The sequence below is a fragment of the Zooshikella harenae genome, assembly GCF_018837975.1.
In the GTDB taxonomy this organism is placed as follows: domain Bacteria; phylum Pseudomonadota; class Gammaproteobacteria; order Pseudomonadales; family Zooshikellaceae; genus Zooshikella; species Zooshikella harenae.
The window spans coordinates 162,260-181,013 of record NZ_JAGSOY010000002.1 but is presented as its reverse complement, the minus strand read 5'-3'; the positions used below and the strand labels follow the sequence as shown (position 1 = coordinate 181,013).

The window sequence follows — 18,754 nt, the reverse complement described above, 5'->3', positions numbered from 1 at the left end:
TGCTATTTTGCATAGGTATAAAAAGTGAAAGGAGTTTATGGGCTGGTTATTTGATAAAAAACTTCGCCTCGTTTAATCATACCCAACTCAAAGCGGGCATGCTCTTCAATGGTCTCCAAGCCATTTTGAAGCTCAACAACTTCCGCTTCCAAAATACGGTTACGGTGTTTAAGACGCTGATTTTCTAAACGTTGTTGACTAATGTGTTGTTTAGTTTGCCACCATCGGCTAACACTGCTACCCCCCAGCCATAGCTGGTATTGCAGTACGATGAATAGCACAATTAAAACATAGTTAAGCCGCTTCATGTTTCAGTAGTTGATCTTTTGCTCAACGAAGCAAGACAGTTTACCTGATTTTTTCCTGATAAGGTTATCGCAGACACAGATTTTTACAATAAATCCAATTACCTGAAAAAGATCAAAATATTCACCTCATAAAAAAGGGAAACAAATGTTTCCCTTTTTTTTATAACGCATGTTGAGTCAATTGCTTATGCTTTAAACTCAGCACGGCCTTTGTAAGGCGCTTTAGTGCCCAGAACTTCTTCAATGCGTAGCAATTGGTTGTACTTAGCCACACGATCAGAACGACACAATGAGCCAGTCTTAATCTGGCCAGCAGCAGTACCTACAGCCAAGTCTGCAATCGTCGCGTCTTCAGTTTCACCACTACGATGAGAAATCACAGCAGTGTAACCAGCATCTTTGGCCATCTTGATTGCATCTAAGGTTTCAGACAAGGAGCCAATCTGGTTGAATTTGATCAGAATGGAGTTAGCAATGCTCTTATCGATACCTTCTTTCAAAATTTTGGTATTGGTTACGAACAAGTCATCACCGACTAGTTGGATCTTGTCACCAATTTTCTGAGTCAGTACAGCCCAGCCATCCCAGTCACTTTCATCCATACCATCTTCAATAGAGATAATTGGGTATTTTTGTGACAGTTCAGCCAGGTAGTCAGCAAAACCTTCAGAGTCAAAGGCTTTACCTTCACCACTCAAGTCATACTTACCTTCTTTATAGAACTCAGAAGATGCGCAATCCAAAGCCAGCGTTACATCTTCACCCAGTTTGAAACCAGCTTTGCTTACTGCTTCAGCAATCACTTCCAAAGCAGCTTCATTTGATGGCAGGTTAGGTGCAAAACCACCCTCATCACCCACCGCAGTGTTCAAGCCCCGATCTTGCAATACTTTCTTCAAAGTATGGAAGATTTCAGCACCATAACGTAATGCTTCAGCAAATGTGGGTGCACTCACTGGTTGAATCATGAACTCTTGGATATCAACATTGTTATCCGCGTGCTCACCACCATTGAGGATGTTCATCATAGGTACAGGCATAGAGTACACACCTGCTGTACCATTGAGTTCAGCAATGTGCTGATACAAAGGAATTTTTTTATCGATTGCAGCGGCTTTTGCGTTAGCCAAAGATACGGCTAGAATCGCATTAGCACCGAAGTTCGATTTATTTTCAGTACCATCCAACTCAATCATGATTTTGTCGATTTCACGTTGGTTGGTTGCATCTTTACCAAGCAGTGCAGGACGAATCTTTTCATTAATTGCACCAACAGCCTTTAAAACACCTTTGCCCAAGTAACGTGACTTATCGCCGTCACGCAACTCTAATGCTTCACGAGAGCCTGTTGACGCACCAGAAGGTGCACATGCGCTACCAACAGCGCCAGATGCCAAGATAACATCGGCTTCTACAGTTGGATTACCACGAGAATCCAACACCTCACGCGCTTTGATATCAACTATTTCAGCCATACCTTTTTAAACTCCAACGATTGAATTTACAGGTGAAAAACTTATTGGGTATTCAGCGGCTCAAAGCTTTTAACCAATTCATCTAAAGCCTTCACTTGTTTAAGGAAAGGCTCTAGCAGAGAAAGACGCAGTGCTGATGGCCCATCACATTTTGCGTGATTAGGATCAGGGTGCGTTTCTAAGAATAGACCCGCAATGCCTGTTGCGATACCAGCACGAGCCAACTCAACAACTTGCTCTCTGCGCCCACCTGCCGAATCACTTCGACCACCAGGCTGCTGTAATGAATGGGTTACATCAAATATCACTGGGTAGTTAAGTTGCTTCATAATGCCGAAGCCGAGCATATCTACCACCAGATTGTTATATCCAAAGCAAGAGCCACGCTCACATAAAATCAGCTTATCGTTCCCTACTTGCTCACACTTAGTAAGGATATGTTTCATCTCATGTGGTGCCAAAAATTGTGCTTTTTTAATATTAATAACGGCACCTGTCTCAGCCATGGCTACAACTAAGTCAGTTTGTCGAGAAAGGAATGCAGGCAGCTGAATCACATCAGCTACTTCAGCTGCTGGTTTAGCTTGTTCAGGCTCATGGATATCGGTAATGACAGGAATGCCAAATGTACTTTTCACTTCTTGTAGAATTTTCAGTCCCTCATCAAGCCCTGGCCCACGATAAGATGTGACTGAAGAACGGTTTGCTTTATCAAATGAAGCCTTAAATACATAAGGAATGCCAAGCTTTTCAGTAGCCTGAACAAAGATCTCAGCAACCTGAAGTGCCAGGTCACGAGACTCAAGCACATTCATGCCACCAAACAGCACCATTGGGCACTGGTTACCCACTTGAACATTGCCAACGGAGATTACTTTTTGTGTCATGGTGTAGATCCCCCTTATTTATTCTTCACCAGCTTTTTTAGCTAGTGCTGCTTGAATGTAATGTGTAAATAACCCATGGCCATCTCGTGGTGTCGATGTAAACTCTGGATGGAACTGACAAGCGACATACCAAGGATGATCAGGTACTTCAACGATTTCTACTAAAGACTCATCAGCAGACCTTCCGGAAATAACCAAGCCTGCTTGCTCAAGTTGAGGTAAATAATTGTTGTTCACTTCATAGCGGTGGCGGTGACGTTCACGAATAACGTTCTGCCCATAGGCTTGTTGAACTTTAGTTCCTTCAGTTAACAGACAGTCCTGCGCACCAAGACGCATTGTTCCGCCCAGGTCAGACTCCTGTCCACGCTGCTCAACTGAACCGTCATGATTTAACCACTCTGTAATCAGACCAATAACGGGGTGCTTACAGTTTGGTTCAAATTCAGTAGAGTATGCTCCTTCAATACCCGCCACATGACGTGCATATTCAATAACAACAACCTGCATCCCCAAACAAATACCTAAAAAGGGTACGTTGTTTTCACGGGCATAACGAGCAGCCATAATTTTGCCTTCAACACCCCGTTGCCCAAAGCCACCAGGGATTAAAATAGCATCCATTTGCCCAAGTACATCAATACCATCTCGCTCAAGCTGCTCAGCATCAATAAACTTAAAATTAATTTTGGTACGTGTTTTCAAGCCTGCATGTTTAACTGCTTCAATCAATGATTTATAAGCATCCAGTAAATCCATGTACTTACCCACCATTGCCAGATTAATCTCATGCAATGGGTTTTTCTCGGCGTCAATAACTGCAGACCACTCACTTAAATCAGCAGAGTTACACTGAAGGTTAAAACGCTCCACAATAATATTATCCAGCCCTTGTTTGTGCAGCATACTGGGAATACGGTAAATCGTGTCTGCATCTTCGAGGGAAATAACAGCACGTTCTTCAACATTCGTAAAAAGTGCAATCTTACGACGGGCAGAGGCATCAATATGGTGATCAGAGCGACAAACCAAAATATCTGGCTGGAGACCAATTGAGCGTAACTCTTTCACAGAGTGTTGAGTTGGTTTGGTTTTTGTCTCACCTGCTGTTGCAATATAAGGCACAAGCGTTAAATGCATCAGCAGTGCTCGATTGGTTCCCAACTCGACTTTTAATTGACGAATCGCTTCCAAAAAGGGTTGGGACTCAATATCACCAACGGTGCCACCAACCTCAACCAAGGCAACATCAACGTCACCTGCACCTTCAATTACTCTTCGCTTAATCTCATCGGTGATATGAGGAATTACCTGGACAGTTGCTCCCAGGTAGTCACCACGACGTTCTTTCCGTAAAACATCTTGATAAATACGCCCCGTGGTAAAATTGTTACCCTGCTTCATTGTGGTACGAATAAAACGCTCATAGTGACCTAAATCCAGATCAGTCTCAGCACCATCATCTGTAACGAAGACTTCACCATGCTGATAAGGACTCATAGTGCCCGGATCAACATTGATATAAGGGTCCAGCTTCAGCATAGTAACCTTCAGCCCTCGAGCTTCTAGAATAGCTGCTAACGAAGCCGCTGCTATGCCTTTACCAAGCGAAGAAACAACACCACCTGTGACGAATATATAGCGCGTCATGAAGAACCTGTAGAATTTTCAGAAAAGTTGCGGTTTATGACCAAAGAGTGGAAGGGAGACTGGTCACGTCAAGATGGGATTACAGGCTACCAGAAACTGCTGGCAAGCTCAATCAACTCTCTCTTAACATACGTACAAACCGATCAACTTAGACACGGTTGCCAGTCAATCTTCCAACCAGACTCATTAGCCTGAGCCGCAAACTCAGCCACAACCCAAAACCCTGCAGCCGCTATCAAGTGCCCATCTTCATTCACGACTAACGGCACTCGATCTCGTAACCATGGCACAACATTAAATTCTTGCAACCATCTTTTTAATGTTTTTTTACCACTTCTTCTGGCAACTGAAAACTTTTTTCCCGCAGGCCATTGTTCACGGTAAATAATGTGTAATGACTGAAAAGCAGAGCCTACCTGAATTCTAGGCACATTGTTATTGATCGATGACAACATTAATAAGCCATTGCCAGATAAGTTATGTTGAGTAGTTGTAGTAATATTTAATACTTCAGTTTCAGGTAAGTCATTCATCTGGGCAGGTAATGCAAAAAGCCACTCTTTGTAACGCCTGACCATTACCCCCCCCCAACAAACTTGCGGCGATGCATCAGGTCGGGCATTAAGTTGTTGAATGATTTGCGCTAAGTGCATTGTTGAAGGTTTTGGCCAGTTTAACGCCTGCAACCAGTAACGAATGACATTACTCTGACGGGCCTCTGTAAGTTGCAAAAAAGCAGGAAGGTAAATCGGAAAACCATTCATACCTGTAATAAATGGAGGTTCCTGCACAACTTGTTGCATATCTTGCATCGCTACATCATGTAAGATGTCTGCTGCCGCTGTACAGTGTTTAACCGTCTTCGTTAAGGATGAAATTGCCTTAGGCCAACGTTGTAATACTGCTGGTAACACTTCATGGCGTAAGTAATTTCGGTCAAAATCCACTAAATCATTGGACTCATCATCTACCCACTCAAGCCCATGTTGTTCCGCATACTGGGCAATTGACTGTCGGTTAACCTGTAACAGTGGACGAAACAGTGTACCTAAACCAACACTTCTTGAGACAGGCATAGCAGTAAGCCCTTCAACCCCAGCTCCTCGAAATAACCGATAAAGTAGTGTTTCTGCCTGATCCTGAGCGTGATGAGCTAAGAGTAAACACTCTGTCTCTTGCAGCTCATCAGCAAAGATTTCATAGCGCGCTGCTCTTGCTGCATCTTCAAGCCCTTGGCCAGCACCTTCAATTTGAACACTAAAAACAGAAACTGGTACGCTCCACTGTTCTCCCAGTGACACACAGTGTGACGACCACTGTTCAGCATTCATACTCAATCCATGATTGATATGAATAGCTCGCAGATTGTTCAACTGCCCCCTTAGAAAGAGACATTTGCATAAATGCAATAGCACCACAGAATCAAGGCCACCACTTAAGCCCACACAAAAAGAAGATGCGCCTGTTTTTTCTAATTGAGCAAGAAGCCAGTCTGCTGTGAGATTAAACGCTTTAGCCATGCTGTTTATTCATTAAGGTCTAAGAGTGGGGAAAACGGGTAGGAAGCCATCTCTGTTTATAAACAGAGATGGCTTGAGCAATTGAGTAATAGCTTATCTGTTAACGAAGCCTAGTGGCTTTGATCAGACACGTTACCATAACTCATTAATCGCTTATAACGCTGCTCTAGTAAAGTATCAGTATCCATGCGCTGCAGAACATCCAACTCTTTAAGCAGCATTTCTTTGATACTAGACGCCATTTGAGTCACGTGGCGATGAGCTCCTCCTAATGGCTCAGGAATAAGACGATCAACTAGTCCTAAATCTAATAGGCGATCTGCAGTAATACCCATAGCTTCGGCCGCATCTTCGGCACGCTCAGCCTTTTTCCACAAGATCGAGGCGCAACCCTCAGGTGAGATAACCGAATAAGTAGAGTACTGCAACATCATCAAGTGATCACATACACCAATTGCCAGTGCACCACCGGATCCACCTTCACCAATAACCGTTGATATGATAGGAGTTTTTAAACGAGACATCACAGCCAAGTTATAAGCTATTGCCTCACTTTGACCTCGTTCTTCTGCACCAATACCAGGGTAAGCACCTGGTGTATCAATAAACGTAATAATGGGCATTTTAAAACGCTCAGCCAGCTCCATTAACCGACATGCCTTACGGTAACCTTCTGGTTTAGGCATACCAAAATTACGTTTAACTTTTTCTTTAACATCCCTGCCTTTTTGGTGACCAATCACCATCAATGGCTTATTGTCCAAGCGGGCAATACCCCCAACGATAGCAGCATCATCGGCATATTTACGATCACCATGTAATTCATCAAAATCAGTGAAGATATGCTTTACATAATCCAGGGTGTAAGGGCGTAATGGATGCCTTGCTAGTTGAGCAACTTGCCAAGACGATAAGTTATTAAAGATTTTTTTCGTTTCTTCCTTACTTTTTTGTAGCATCTGCTCAATTTGAACACTTACATTAAAGTCATTATCTGTACCATCATCAGGTCCCAATCGAATCTGACGCAGCTCTTCAATTTTTTCTTCAAACTCAGCAATTTTCTGCTCAAAATCTAAGTAATTTGGATTCATATCAAATGTCGTACCCCAACGTCTGGCCTACGTGGTGACTTATAGCCAGCAGTAACACACACATTAAGTATTTTTTATGGGTTATTGCTCACTACTAAAAATTCGTTTTAGAAAAATAAAAATAAAGCCGCCAATCTTACCGTCTTGCATAACAAACAGCTAGTAGGCTATGGCCACATTTTCTTTACCAAATGTATTTTTCAACAGCTGCATAAGTTCATCACTGGGTGTAATTTGCCACTGTTCAGCTAAAAGTAACTGCGCCTTTGCATCAGGCCGATAATACTCTACCGTCACGGGGATAGGACCTTGATGATGCGTTAATAAATGTGCTAACTGTGTAATTTGCTCAGTATCCACCCGTTGTGCATAAAGTCTAAGTACCAACTGTCTTGCATAATGCTGTCTAGCTTCAAGTAAGCTAACCAGTCGTTTTGCTCTAACTTTAAGGCTATTTGAAAAATCATCATGACTTACTTCACCTTCAACAACCACTAAAGCATCTTTATTTATTAAATGTTGATACTGTTGAAACTGATCAGCAAATATTGAAACTTCGATACGTGCCGTACGATCGTCAAGCGTAATAAATGCCATACGGTCACCACGTTTGTTTTTCATAATCCGCATGGCCACAATCAGTCCTGCGAGAGTTTGTGTTTCCCGTCCAGGCTTCAGTTCGGTAATGCGCTGACGAATAAAGTGTTGTAGCTCAGACTCATAACTATCTATTGGATGCCCCGTCAGATACAAGCCCAAGGTATCCTTTTCACCTTTTAAACGTTCATGATCAGACCATTCAGTAACTGACAGATACTTCTCATACACATCAGAGCTTTCATCGACGAGTAAATCCTCAAACAAATCACCTAACCCACTATCGGCCCCTTTCACAAGCTGCTCTGCTGTTTTGACAGCTTCTTCTGAACTTGCTGATAAAACCGCTCGAACCTTACCAAGTCCTGGTCCTTTGGCTGTAGGATCATGGCCTAGTTTATCAAGTGCCCCTGAACGAATCAGAGCTTCTAATACTCGCTTGTTAATTTTCTTGCCATCAACATGCTGACAAAAATCAAAAAGGTCTTTAAACCCTGCTTGACCTCGCGCACTGACAATTGCCTCAATAGGACCTTCGCCTACCCCTTTTATGGCACCTAAGCCATAAACAATCTCACCTTGATCATTTACCGCAAACTGATAACTACTAACATTCACATCTGGTGGCACAATGGCCAATTTCATGGTGCGACATTCTTCTATCAGGGTCACAATCTTGTCAGTATTGTGCATATCCGCTGATAGCACAGCAGCCATGAATTGAGCAGGATAATGTGTTTTTAGCCAGGCAGTCTGAAATGAAACAAGCGCATACGCAGCAGAGTGAGACTTGTTAAAACCATACCCTGCAAATTTTTCCATCAAGTCAAAGATATAAGTTGCCTGCTCAACAGGAATTTGATTATCCGCAGCACCTTTACTGAATATCTCTCGCTGCTTTGCCATCTCTTCTGGCTTTTTCTTACCCATCGCTCGCCGGAGCATATCTGCTTGCCCCAGTGTGTATTTGGCCAACACCTGAGCAATTTGCATTACCTGCTCTTGATAGAGAATAACACCATAGGTATTTGATAAAACGAGTTCTAGATCTGGGTGGGGATACTCAACAGCTGCACGGCCATGTTTTCGATTAATGAAGTCATCCACCATCCCCGACTGGAGAGGCCCTGGCCGGAACAATGCAACCAAGGCAATAATATCCTCAAAACAACTTGGAAGAAGCCGCTTGATTAACTCCTTCATGCCACGAGACTCAAGCTGGAAGACTGCTGTTGTTTCTGCTCGCTGTAAGAGTTGAAAAGAGTCCTTATCAGCCAAGTCAATTTGCATAATATCTAAGGTAGATTCTCCCTGCTTAGCCCGCTCAATATTAATAGCATTGACTGCCCAATCAATAATAGTCAGCGTTCTTAACCCCAGGAAGTCAAACTTAACAAGACCTGCCTGCTCAACATCATCCTTATCAAACTGGGTAACTAAGCCATGCCCATGCTCATCACAATAAAGTGGTGCAAAGTCGGTCAACTTAGTGGGTGCTATAACCACCCCTCCCGCATGCTTACCAACATTACGGGTAATACCTTCCAGCTTTAGCGCCATATCCCAGATTTCTTGGGCTTGTTCATCATTTTCTAAAAATTCTCTAAGCGGCTCTTCCTGATCAAATGCTTTACGAAGCGTCATACCCACTTCAAAGGGGATCATTTTAGAGAGCTTATCCGCGAGACTATACGACTTACCTTGTACCCTGGCTACATCTCGCACAACCGCCTTAGCTGCCATCGTACCAAAGGTAATAATTTGTGATACCGCATCACGACCATAGCGATCAGCGACATAATCGATCACTTGATCTCGGCCATCCATGCAAAAGTCAACGTCAAAGTCAGGCATTGACACCCGCTCAGGATTAAGAAACCGTTCAAAAAGTAAGTCGTAGGCTAACGGGTCAAGGTCTGTAATTTTCAACGCATAGGCTACTAATGAACCAGCACCTGACCCCCGCCCAGGCCCTACGGGGATACCATTATTTTTGGCCCACTGAATAAAGTCCATCACAATGAGAAAGTAACCAGGAAATCCCATTGAGATGATAATATTTAGCTCAAACTCCAAACGATCTAAGTATGTTTGACGTCTTGCCTGATAATCATCAGCTTCAGAATCAAGTACTAATTCAAGCCGCTGTTCCAGCCCATCAAGACTCTGTTTGCGGAAAAATTCATCCATTGTCATCCCTTGCGGGATAGGATATTCAGGCAGAAAATATTTACCTAATCGAACATTAAGTGTACAGCGTTTAGCTATTTCAACTGAGTTTGCTAATGCTTCAGGCAGATCAACAAATAACTCAACCATCTCCTCTTGTGTTCGGAAGTACTGCTGGTCACTGTAAGTCCTTGGCCTGCGAGGATCATCAAGAACACGTCCTTCACCAATACAAACGCGGGTTTCATGAGCTTCAAAATCATCTTGCGCAAGAAAGCGTACATCATTTGTGGCAACCAATGGACATGCTGTTTTCTCAGCAAGGGTCACAGCACCATGAACATAATCTTCATCATTAGGCAACCCTGTTCGCTGTATAGCCAAATATAGACGACTAGAGAAGTATTGCTGCCAATACTGAAGTGTATCTATCGCTTCCTGTTGATGACCAGACAACCACAACTGACCAACATCACTATTCTTATCAAACAGTGCAATTAATCCCTCTGCTTTTTGCTCAAGCCACTCACGTTCTACAATAGGTTTGCCATGTGCTTGTCCCCGTTGATAGCCCATTGAAATAAGTTCCGTCAGATTTCGATAACCTATGTCATTTATAATTAATAACACAACACGTGAGGGGGATGAGTTTCCTTCCAATGGGGGAAGACAAATATCTGCACCACATATTGGTTTTATGCCTGCAGACATTGCTGCCTTATAAAACTTAACCAGAGCATATAAGTTGATCTGGTCAGTCATTGCAACAGCTGGCATTTGGTCCTGTTGAGCGGCTTTCACCAGCTCTTTAACTCTTACAAGACCATCTACTAAAGAGTATTCTGTATGAACATGTAAATGTATAAATCGTGGCGACTGATGAGACATGAGCGATTCAAGCTGTTAAACTGTTGATTCAATTGGGGAAATATTATTAGATATGACCGCGGTTTCAGGGGATAGCATTGTAAAGCCTACCCAGTCAGTTGTCATGGCCTAAACTGTTTCCTCAGAGCTAAGAAAATCAAACCTCGAATCTTTTTACGAAGTGTGTTTAGATTACCACTTCTGTGAATGATTAATACTTATAACTTATAAAACAATTCACATAATGGATCCCGCTTTCATGAAAGATGCGCTTGTCATTGGCATGCCAGCACATCCTATCAAGCGAAGCCAGAAATCGCTGCTAGCGCTTTTTCTTCTGTTTTTCGTTGCCTTAGATTTTCCAGCATCACCGGCTTCTGCCGCAGAATGTAAAACACTTACGGCCAGTGGCAACTCAGAATACCCTCCCCTTTTATGGCGAGATCGAGAAAATCCCAAAGCACTGCTGGGTCTTTCCGTTGAAGTTTTATCTGAAGCATTGAAAAGCAAGCAAATTAAACTAAAAGCACGTTATGTTGGACCTTGGTCTCGCGCACAAGCACTCGCAAAAAGTGGGGATATTGATTTACTAGCAGGGGCTTTTAAAACGGCAGAAAGACTTCAATATATGGACTATATTGAGCCTCCTCTACTGGAAGTCCCCAGTGTACTTTTTGTACAACATGGTCAGCGTTTTCCTTTTACGACTTGGGAGCACCTTAAAAACAAGCATGGTGCTACCCTTATTAATAACAGCTTTGGCGAAAAATTTGATCGTTTTGCTGCAGAGCATTTACAAATTTATGGCGTGCGCTCTGTAAAACTAGCATTTAATCTACTTTTAGCCGAGCGTACTGACTATGTACTTTATGAACTATACCCTGGGTTAGCATATGCACGAGAGATGGCGATAGAACATAAAATTGAATATCTACAAAAACCCGTTAACGCCGAAGGACTTTATTTTACCATTGCCAAGCGATCACCCTGTAATACTCCAGAACTTAAATCCTTTATCAGAAAAACAGTTATCCAATTCCGTCAGTCAGGAGAGCAACAAAACCTTCTTAATAAATACCTTAGTCTTTGGCAGCGGCAAGCAACGCTTAAGCCTCCACCACCATAAAATTACTCACTATTACAGGTACCGTATTATTCTACCAAAACGTAGCAATATTAACTTAACAAACGTTTAACTGGCCCAAAAGATCGTCGGTGAATTGGTGAGGCACCAAGTGACTGTAATGCCTCTAAATGATGTTTGGTGGGATAACCTTTGTGTTTAGCTATGCCATAACCAGGATACTGCTCATCTAGCACCAACATTTCCTGATCCCTGGCAACTTTTGCTAATATAGAAGCTGCTGCTATTTCCATTATACGACTATCGCCTTTTACCACTGCCTGGCTTGAATACGACAGTTGTGGGCAACGATTCCCATCCACTAAAACATGTTCAGGAGCTACAGACAAGCCATTAACAGCACGCTGCATAGCCAGCAATGAAGCATGTAAAATATTAATCGTATCTATTTCTTCAACTTCAGCCCTACCTAAACACCAGCTGAAAGCCTCTGCTTTTATTTGCTCAGCTAATTGCTCTCGTTTTGACTCACTCAACTTTTTAGAGTCATTCAAGCCAGCAATTGGTTTTTGTGGATTCAATATTACTGCAGCAGCAACCACAGCGCCACAAAGAGGACCTCGTCCCACTTCATCGACACCTGCAACCCTACTCTCAATGATTCCTTGCTTAGCAAGAAAGTCGTAACCAAACTCAATCGTCATGCGTTGAAAAACCAACCAGATTTTTAATAAGTGTTATGAAATTAGCTTCGTGATGGCATCAGCCGCTCGCTCACTTGCATTACAGCGAAGCTGCTGATGTATTTGTCGAAAAGTATCGTGTAATTTTGAGGCAGAGCTAGGATGAAATGCATTCATAATTTCAACAGCCAGATGAGTGGGTGTTGCTTGCTGTTGCAACAACTCAGGTACCAATAACTTATTGGCTAATAAGTTAGGCAGCGAGACATAAGGCGTTTTTAGCATACCAGACACTAATAAGTGCGTTAAGCCTGAAACTCGATAGGCAACAACCATTGGCCTTTTTACCAACATCGCTTCCAGTGTCGCAGTACCTGATGCAAGCAAAATAGCATCACTTGCAGCCATTACATCTTGAGCCTGTCCCAGAAATACATTAGTTGATAACTCAGGAAACGTCTGTGCTATTGCCTGTATTTGCTGAAGGCGGTGTTTATTAGCTGCAGGAATTAACACTTGTAAGTCCGGCAGTTGACGCTGGCAAAGCTTAGCTGCCTGCATAAACAATTGAGCCAACCGCTGCACCTCACTCCGGCGGCTACCAGGCAGCACAGCTAGCGTAGGACGCGTACTAATAGCTAACTTTTTCTGGGCCGCCTGCTGACTCATCTCCAACGGGATATCATCTGCCAGTGGATGCCCTACAAATGTAACTGGAATATTATGCTTTTCGTAAAATGCGGCTTCAAATGGAAATAAAGTGAGCACATGGTGAGTACTCTCAGCCACATTAAACACTCTTTTCTGACGCCACGCCCAAATAGTAGGACTTACGTAGTGCACTGTTGTTATTCCAGAGCGCTTTAATTTTTTTTCCAAACCCAAATTAAAGTCAGGAGCATCTATCCCGATAAACACTGTCGGCGGTTGCTCCTGCCAGTATTCAACTAATCGATGCCTTAATCGCAAAAGTTCAGGGACTCGACCTAATACTTCAGTCAGTCCCATGACCGCCAAACGTTCCATTGACTCAAAGGATTTAAACCCAAGCGCTAGCATGCGAGGACCACCAATGCCCTCAAATGTTGCAAAAGGAAATCGTTGCTGCAGTGATTGAATTAAGCCAGCACCAAGCAAATCACCTGATGCCTCACCAGCAACAATGGCTATTCTTATCTTTTTGTTTGAGGTCATGATACTAGCTAGCGGGTTATACCCCGATTAGAGGACAGGAGTGAGTCAATTAAACGTTGTACTTCATCATATTCGCTTGCCCATTGCTCAAGCTCAGCAATAGCATCTTTTAAGGTCAGCCCTTGACGATAAATAATTCGATAACAACGCCTTAGCACATTGATCAGCTCTGCTGAGTACCCCCGTCTACGCATACCTTCATAGTTCATACCATGAGCTGCTGCTGGGTTACCACTCACCGTAACAAATGCAGGAATATCTTTAAATACAGCTGTATGAGCTGCAGTCATACTGAAAGCCCCAACCTGGCAAAACTGGTGAACCGTTGAATAACCACCAAGTATGACGCCTTCATCAATATGAACATGTCCAGCAATGGCTGCATTATTAGCCATAATAATATCATTGCTTAATATACAGTCATGCCCTATATGAACATAAGCCATGAGTAAGTTATTATTACCTATTTTAGTGACCCCATTATCTTGGATGGTGCCACGATGAATAGTACAACCTTCACGAATAATATTATTATCACCAATTTCTAACCGCGTTGGCTCACCATTGTATTTTTTATCCTGACAATCCTCACCCACAGATGCAAACTGGAAAATTCTATTATTTTTTCCAATTTGCATTGGGCCTTTTAGCACCACATGAGAGTGAACGACTGTACCGCTATCAATTTCAACATTTGGCCCAACATATGTCCATGGGCCAACCTCTACATCTGCAGCCAGTTTTGCACTTGGATCTATGATAGCCCGTGGATCAATCAAGGTAGTAATTCCTTCTTAGCACATAGAATTTCTGCTGAGCTGGCTAATTTGCCATCAACCAGTGCCTGACAAGAAAACTTCCAGATTCCACGTTTTTCCATTACAAATGAAGCATTAAGCTGAAGTCTATCACCAGGCACAACAGGCTGTTTAAAACGTACTTTGTCAGCACCTGCAAAATAATACACATGATTATCTTCAGGCTGCTTACCACTCATTTTAAAACCTAAAATCCCTGCAGCTTGAGCCATTGCTTCAATGATCAATACGCCAGGCATGATAGGATGCTCAGGAAAATGACCATTAAAAAACTCTTCGTTAACACTGACATTTTTGTAACAAGAGATTGTGTTGGCTTCCAGATCCAGCTCTACAACTCGATCAACCAACAAAAAAGGATAACGTTGCGGGAGATACGCTTTAATCTCTTGAATATTCATCATGCTTTGATTTCGCCTGTTTCAAATAACGAGGTAATGCTAGTGACGACTGGGGCAAAACCTTTAAGGAGGATTACACCACTAATCGTTAGTGTTCATTACGTTTCTCAAGCTGGTGAATTCGCTTAGCCAGCTCATCAAGCTGACGAATACGTACTACCTGCTTTTTCCACTGTGCTGCAGGCATGCTTGTGCCTGCTCCAGAGGAATATGTCCCTGGCTGGTCAATTGACTTAGTAACCAGAGTCATTGCTGTAATGTGCACATTATCAGTGATTTTTAGGTGGCCGGCCAAGCCAGAACCCCCAGCTATTGTACAGTTTTTTCCTACTGTTGTACTTCCAGAAATACCCACACAACCAGCAATTGCAGTATTTTCACCAATAATCACATTGTGAGCAATCTGAATAAGGTTATCCAGCTTCACGCCATTACCAATAATCGTATCACTTAAAGCACCACGATCAATCGCTGTATTTGCACCAATTTCAACATCATCACCAATAATGACACCACCTAACTGTGCAATCTTGTGCCACTGGTTTTGTTCAGGTGCAAAGCCAAATCCATCAGCCCCAATCACAGCACCGCTGTGAATTATAACGCGTTCACCCACTGTTACTCCGTAACAAATAGTGACATTACGCGATAAATGTGTATAAGCCCCAATTAAACTATCACGCCCCACAACTGAGCCAGATTCAATAATAGCGTGTTCACCAATGGTGACGCCTGATTCTATAACAACATTAGGTCCTATATAAACAGATTCAGCTAGCTTAACAGTATGATGCACTACAGCTGAAGGGTGAATACCAGCCTCAAACTGTCGACTAGAGTCGAAAAGGTGGGAAATCTTAGCATATGCAAGGTAAGGATTGGCGACAACAATTACATTACCTGAAAATTGTGCCGCCATATCAGGGGTCAAAATAACTGCTCCAGCTTTTGTTGTAGCAAGGTATTTTCGGTAGGCCGAATTAGCCAAAAAAGATAGATCATTTGGCATAGCATCTTGCAGTGTAGCCAACCCTGACAAAGTTAACTGAGCATCTCCGATTAAATCAGCTTGAAGATACTCAGCCACCTGCTTAAGTGTATAAGCTGAAGCAACTTTCATGAAACCCTACTATAGAATTAACGCATTTGATTTAACTTGAGTATAACTTTGTTGGTTATATCATGTTTTGCGTCAACATAGTAAGCTGCGGATTTCTCTAATACAATTTCGTAACCACCCGCTTTAGCTACTTGAGCAATAGCAGAGTCCAATTTTGGCTTTAAGCTTTTGATTTGCTCACGATCTGCTTTGTTTTTTTCAATCTGCAATTCTTTAGATTGCACCTGAAAATCTTCAGCTTTGCGCTTTAATTGAAGTTGAAGCTTAGTACGTTCAGAATCGCTCATTGCAGATCCATCTTTTTGCAATTTTTGATTCAATGACTTTGCATCTGCCTCAAGTGCACGCAATGTTTTCACTTTACCACCGAATTTTGATTCGGCTTGTTTTGCATAGTGTTTTGCTTGATCAGACTCCAACATTGCCTTTTGATAATTAATAACGGCAATTTTCATTTCAGCAGAAGCCAAAGGAGCGACCAAAAGCGCAAGGCTAATACCTATAATTTTACCCAGCTTACTAGACAACATCACATCTCCTATAAATTCGCTTCAAACGCTTTTAGAAGGTTTGCCCAAGAGCAAATTGGAACACTTCAGTCTCATCATCTGAGTCAGCATTTAAGGCTTTTGCCAAGCTGAAAGTCAGTGGTCCAAGACCTGTAATCCAGGTTACTCCAAACCCTGCAGAGTAACGCAGCTCTCCAAGATCTACATTGCTACAGTTGTTTTCATCACTACGACAGCTAGTGTCAAACACATTACCCGCGTCCAGAAACACAGCACTACGTATAGAACGCTGGTCACGAATAAAAGGTAGTGGGAAAATAACTTCTGCAGTCCCTTCCACTAAAACATTTCCCCCTATGGGGTCGTCGTCAGTATTATCCTTACGTATTGCGCGTGGGCCAAGGGTATTATCTTTGAAACCGCGCACAGAACCGAAACCACCCGCATAATAATGCTCTATAAAGGGCATTTCAGATGTGCTACCAATACTATCACCGTAGCCTAAGTTCGTCTTAAGATGTAATGTTAAGCTATCAGTTAATGGTTTAAACAACTGACCTCGATAGTTCACCTTATAAAACTGTAGATCGCTTCCAGGAAGTGCTAGTTCCAACCCTAAGCTTTGTGAATGACCTCGAGTTGCTAATACCCCCCTGTTTAGGGTGGACTCATTCCAACCAATATTGAATTTGTAATTAAGGTATTTATCACCTTCTTCATCAATAAAGTTTTGAATTTGTTTAGCCGTATTGGTACCCGTTTTTACTTCAGTTTGATCAAGACCAAAACCAAAACTTAAATTTGAGGTTTCTGACAGTGGATAACCAAATGTCATACTGCCGCCCCACACATCTGTTGAATAGTTGGAAATATCTTTTTCCTCATAGTCTGTGGTGCGATAAAACACATCAAAACCACGACTAACACCATCAACAGTGTAATATGGATCATAAAAACCAAAGCGGTATAATGTTCTCGACTTACTGGTATTAAGGCCTAAGTTAACTCTGTTTCCCGTACCTAAAAAGTTACGCTGGCTGATATTCCCACCTAAAATCAGACCACTTCCCTGCGAAAATCCAACACTTGCAGATACACTACCAGAAGCCTGTTCTTCAACAGCATAATTAACATCAATCTGATCAGTAGTTCCTGCTACAGGTGTTGTCTCAACATTAACTTCTTTAAAATAACCCAGCCTATCTAAACGGGTCTTTGATTGCTCAATTTTATGAGTAGATGCCCAAGCACCTTCCATTTGACGCATTTCTCGGCGTAAAACTTCGTCTTCAGTTTTAGTATTACCTATAAAGTTCACTCGACGCACATAAACACGCTTACCTGGGTCAACGAAAAAGGTAACACTTACACTATTATCTTCATCATGAGGCTGCGGAATTGTATTTACGTTAGCGAAGGTATAACCATCATTACCTAAACGCCTAGCTAAAAATTCTTCTGTTTTAGTAATTGCCTTACGTGAAAAAGTATCGCCCTCTTTTACCACTATAAGTTTACGCATTTCTGACTCGGGTACTTTAATATCACCAGCCAGTTTTACATCCTTAATCGTATATTTTTCACCTTCGTGGATATTAACTGTAATGTAGACCTCTTCTTTATCAGGTGAAATTGAGACCTGCGTAGAGGTAATATTAAAATTGATATAACCACGATCCAAATAGTATGAGCGCAGCCGTTCTAAGTCGCCAGATAATTTTTCACGCGAATACTTATTATCATCCGTGTAAAAAGAAAGTAAGCCCGTAGGTTGTAATTGAAAAAGCTCAAGTAGCTCATCATTAGGATAAATATTGTTACCAACAACATTTATATGTTCGATGGTTGCCACTTTACCCTCTTTAATATTTATTTTAACACCCACACGATTTCGAGGGAGAGGCGTTATTTCTGACTCAATTTTCGCGCCATAGCGCCCTTGCGCTACATATTGCCGCTCTAATTGTAAACGAATAGCCTCAAGTGTGGCCTGTTCATAAATCTCACCTGGCGCTAGGCCTTCTTGTTTCAAACCATCAAGTAGCTTTTCAGTATCAATTGCTTTGTTACCTTCAATATCAATACTGCTGATAGAAGGACGCTCAACTACCGTTATTACAAGAATATTCCCATCCCGCGCAAGCCGTATATCCTGGAAGTAACCTGTCTTAAATAGGCCACGTGTTGCTTCAGTAATTGCTTGCGCATTGACTTCATCACCAATGGTTAAAGGCAGTGCATTAAAAACCGTACCTTCAGATACACGTTGCAAACCATCAACGCGAATATCTGAGACGATAAATGAATCCGCCAAACATACGTACGGTAAAGCCGTACAGCCGAAAAGTAGAGACAACAGATATCGCTTCATGGAATCC

Annotated in this window: 15 protein-coding genes; 1 reads left to right on the top strand and 14 read right to left on the bottom strand. The window is 42.3% G+C overall.

The features are described from left to right. Positions 1-35 precede the first annotated feature (35 nt). From ftsB to dnaE, 7 genes are all read right to left on the bottom strand, one after another. Positions 36-308, bottom strand: coding sequence for a cell division protein FtsB (gene ftsB, locus KCG35_RS01705; RefSeq protein WP_215817932.1), 273 nt, complete (start codon positions 306-308; stop codon positions 36-38). 185 nt (positions 309-493) lie between these two features. After that, positions 494-1,783 carry a phosphopyruvate hydratase gene (gene eno / locus KCG35_RS01700; protein WP_215817931.1) on the bottom strand — a complete coding sequence of 430 codons (1,290 nt, stop codon included), beginning with the start codon at positions 1,781-1,783 and terminating at the stop codon, positions 494-496. Between the two features lie 41 nt (positions 1,784-1,824). After that, positions 1,825-2,670: a 3-deoxy-8-phosphooctulonate synthase gene (kdsA, locus tag KCG35_RS01695; protein ID WP_215817930.1), complete on the bottom strand. Its 846-nt coding sequence runs from the start codon at positions 2,668-2,670 to the stop codon at positions 1,825-1,827. Between the two features lie 18 nt (positions 2,671-2,688). Next, a complete protein-coding gene (gene pyrG / locus KCG35_RS01690) occupies positions 2,689-4,320 on the bottom strand; it encodes a CTP synthase (RefSeq protein WP_215817929.1) in 1,632 nt (543 codons plus the stop codon). A 143-nt stretch (positions 4,321-4,463) separates the two neighbouring features. Further along, positions 4,464-5,840: a tRNA lysidine(34) synthetase TilS gene (gene tilS, locus KCG35_RS01685; RefSeq protein WP_215817928.1), complete on the bottom strand. Its 1,377-nt coding sequence runs from the start codon at positions 5,838-5,840 to the stop codon at positions 4,464-4,466. 110 nt (positions 5,841-5,950) lie between these two features. After that, the gene (locus tag KCG35_RS01680; RefSeq protein WP_215817927.1) at positions 5,951-6,934 is read right to left on the bottom strand and encodes an acetyl-CoA carboxylase carboxyltransferase subunit alpha; all 984 of its coding nucleotides are present in this window, start codon (positions 6,932-6,934) and stop codon (positions 5,951-5,953) included. A 159-nt stretch (positions 6,935-7,093) separates the two neighbouring features. Continuing rightward, positions 7,094-10,588: a DNA polymerase III subunit alpha gene (dnaE, locus tag KCG35_RS01675; RefSeq protein ID WP_215817926.1), complete on the bottom strand. Its 3,495-nt coding sequence runs from the start codon at positions 10,586-10,588 to the stop codon at positions 7,094-7,096. 238 nt (positions 10,589-10,826) lie between these two features. Between dnaE and KCG35_RS01670 the strand changes: the two genes are divergently transcribed. Next, a complete protein-coding gene (locus KCG35_RS01670) occupies positions 10,827-11,693 on the top strand; it encodes a substrate-binding periplasmic protein (RefSeq protein WP_215817925.1) in 867 nt (288 codons plus the stop codon). Positions 11,694-11,743: 50 nt separating this feature from the next. Here KCG35_RS01670 and rnhB read toward each other — a convergent pair whose 3' ends face one another. The 7 genes from rnhB to bamA all read right to left on the bottom strand — a co-directional run bounded on the left by rnhB (position 11,744) and on the right by bamA (position 18,747). Next, a complete protein-coding gene (gene rnhB, locus KCG35_RS01665; protein ID WP_215817924.1) occupies positions 11,744-12,355 on the bottom strand; it encodes a ribonuclease HII in 612 nt (203 codons plus the stop codon). A 33-nt stretch (positions 12,356-12,388) separates the two neighbouring features. Then, complete coding sequence (lpxB, locus tag KCG35_RS01660; protein ID WP_215817923.1) at positions 12,389-13,528, bottom strand: lipid-A-disaccharide synthase; 1,140 nt, start codon at positions 13,526-13,528, stop codon at positions 12,389-12,391. Between the two features lie 8 nt (positions 13,529-13,536). Next, positions 13,537-14,307, bottom strand: coding sequence for an acyl-ACP--UDP-N-acetylglucosamine O-acyltransferase (gene lpxA / locus KCG35_RS01655; RefSeq protein WP_215817922.1), 771 nt, complete (start codon positions 14,305-14,307; stop codon positions 13,537-13,539). Continuing rightward, positions 14,304-14,750, bottom strand: coding sequence for a 3-hydroxyacyl-ACP dehydratase FabZ (gene fabZ, locus KCG35_RS01650; RefSeq protein WP_027707195.1), 447 nt, complete (start codon positions 14,748-14,750; stop codon positions 14,304-14,306). The genes lpxA and fabZ overlap by 4 nt, the downstream gene beginning before the upstream one ends. Positions 14,751-14,835: 85 nt before the next feature. Next, positions 14,836-15,867 carry a UDP-3-O-(3-hydroxymyristoyl)glucosamine N-acyltransferase gene (gene lpxD, locus KCG35_RS01645; protein WP_215817921.1) on the bottom strand — a complete coding sequence of 344 codons (1,032 nt, stop codon included), beginning with the start codon at positions 15,865-15,867 and terminating at the stop codon, positions 14,836-14,838. Positions 15,868-15,884: 17 nt separating this feature from the next. Continuing rightward, on the bottom strand, positions 15,885-16,397 hold the full coding sequence (locus tag KCG35_RS01640; RefSeq protein ID WP_215817920.1) for an OmpH/Skp family outer membrane protein: 513 nt from the start codon (positions 16,395-16,397) through the stop codon (positions 15,885-15,887). A gap of 31 nt (positions 16,398-16,428) precedes the next feature. Then, positions 16,429-18,747 (bottom strand): outer membrane protein assembly factor BamA, encoded by a 2,319-nt coding sequence (bamA, locus tag KCG35_RS01635; RefSeq protein ID WP_215817919.1) that lies wholly within the window; start codon positions 18,745-18,747, stop codon positions 16,429-16,431. Positions 18,748-18,754 lie beyond the last annotated feature (7 nt).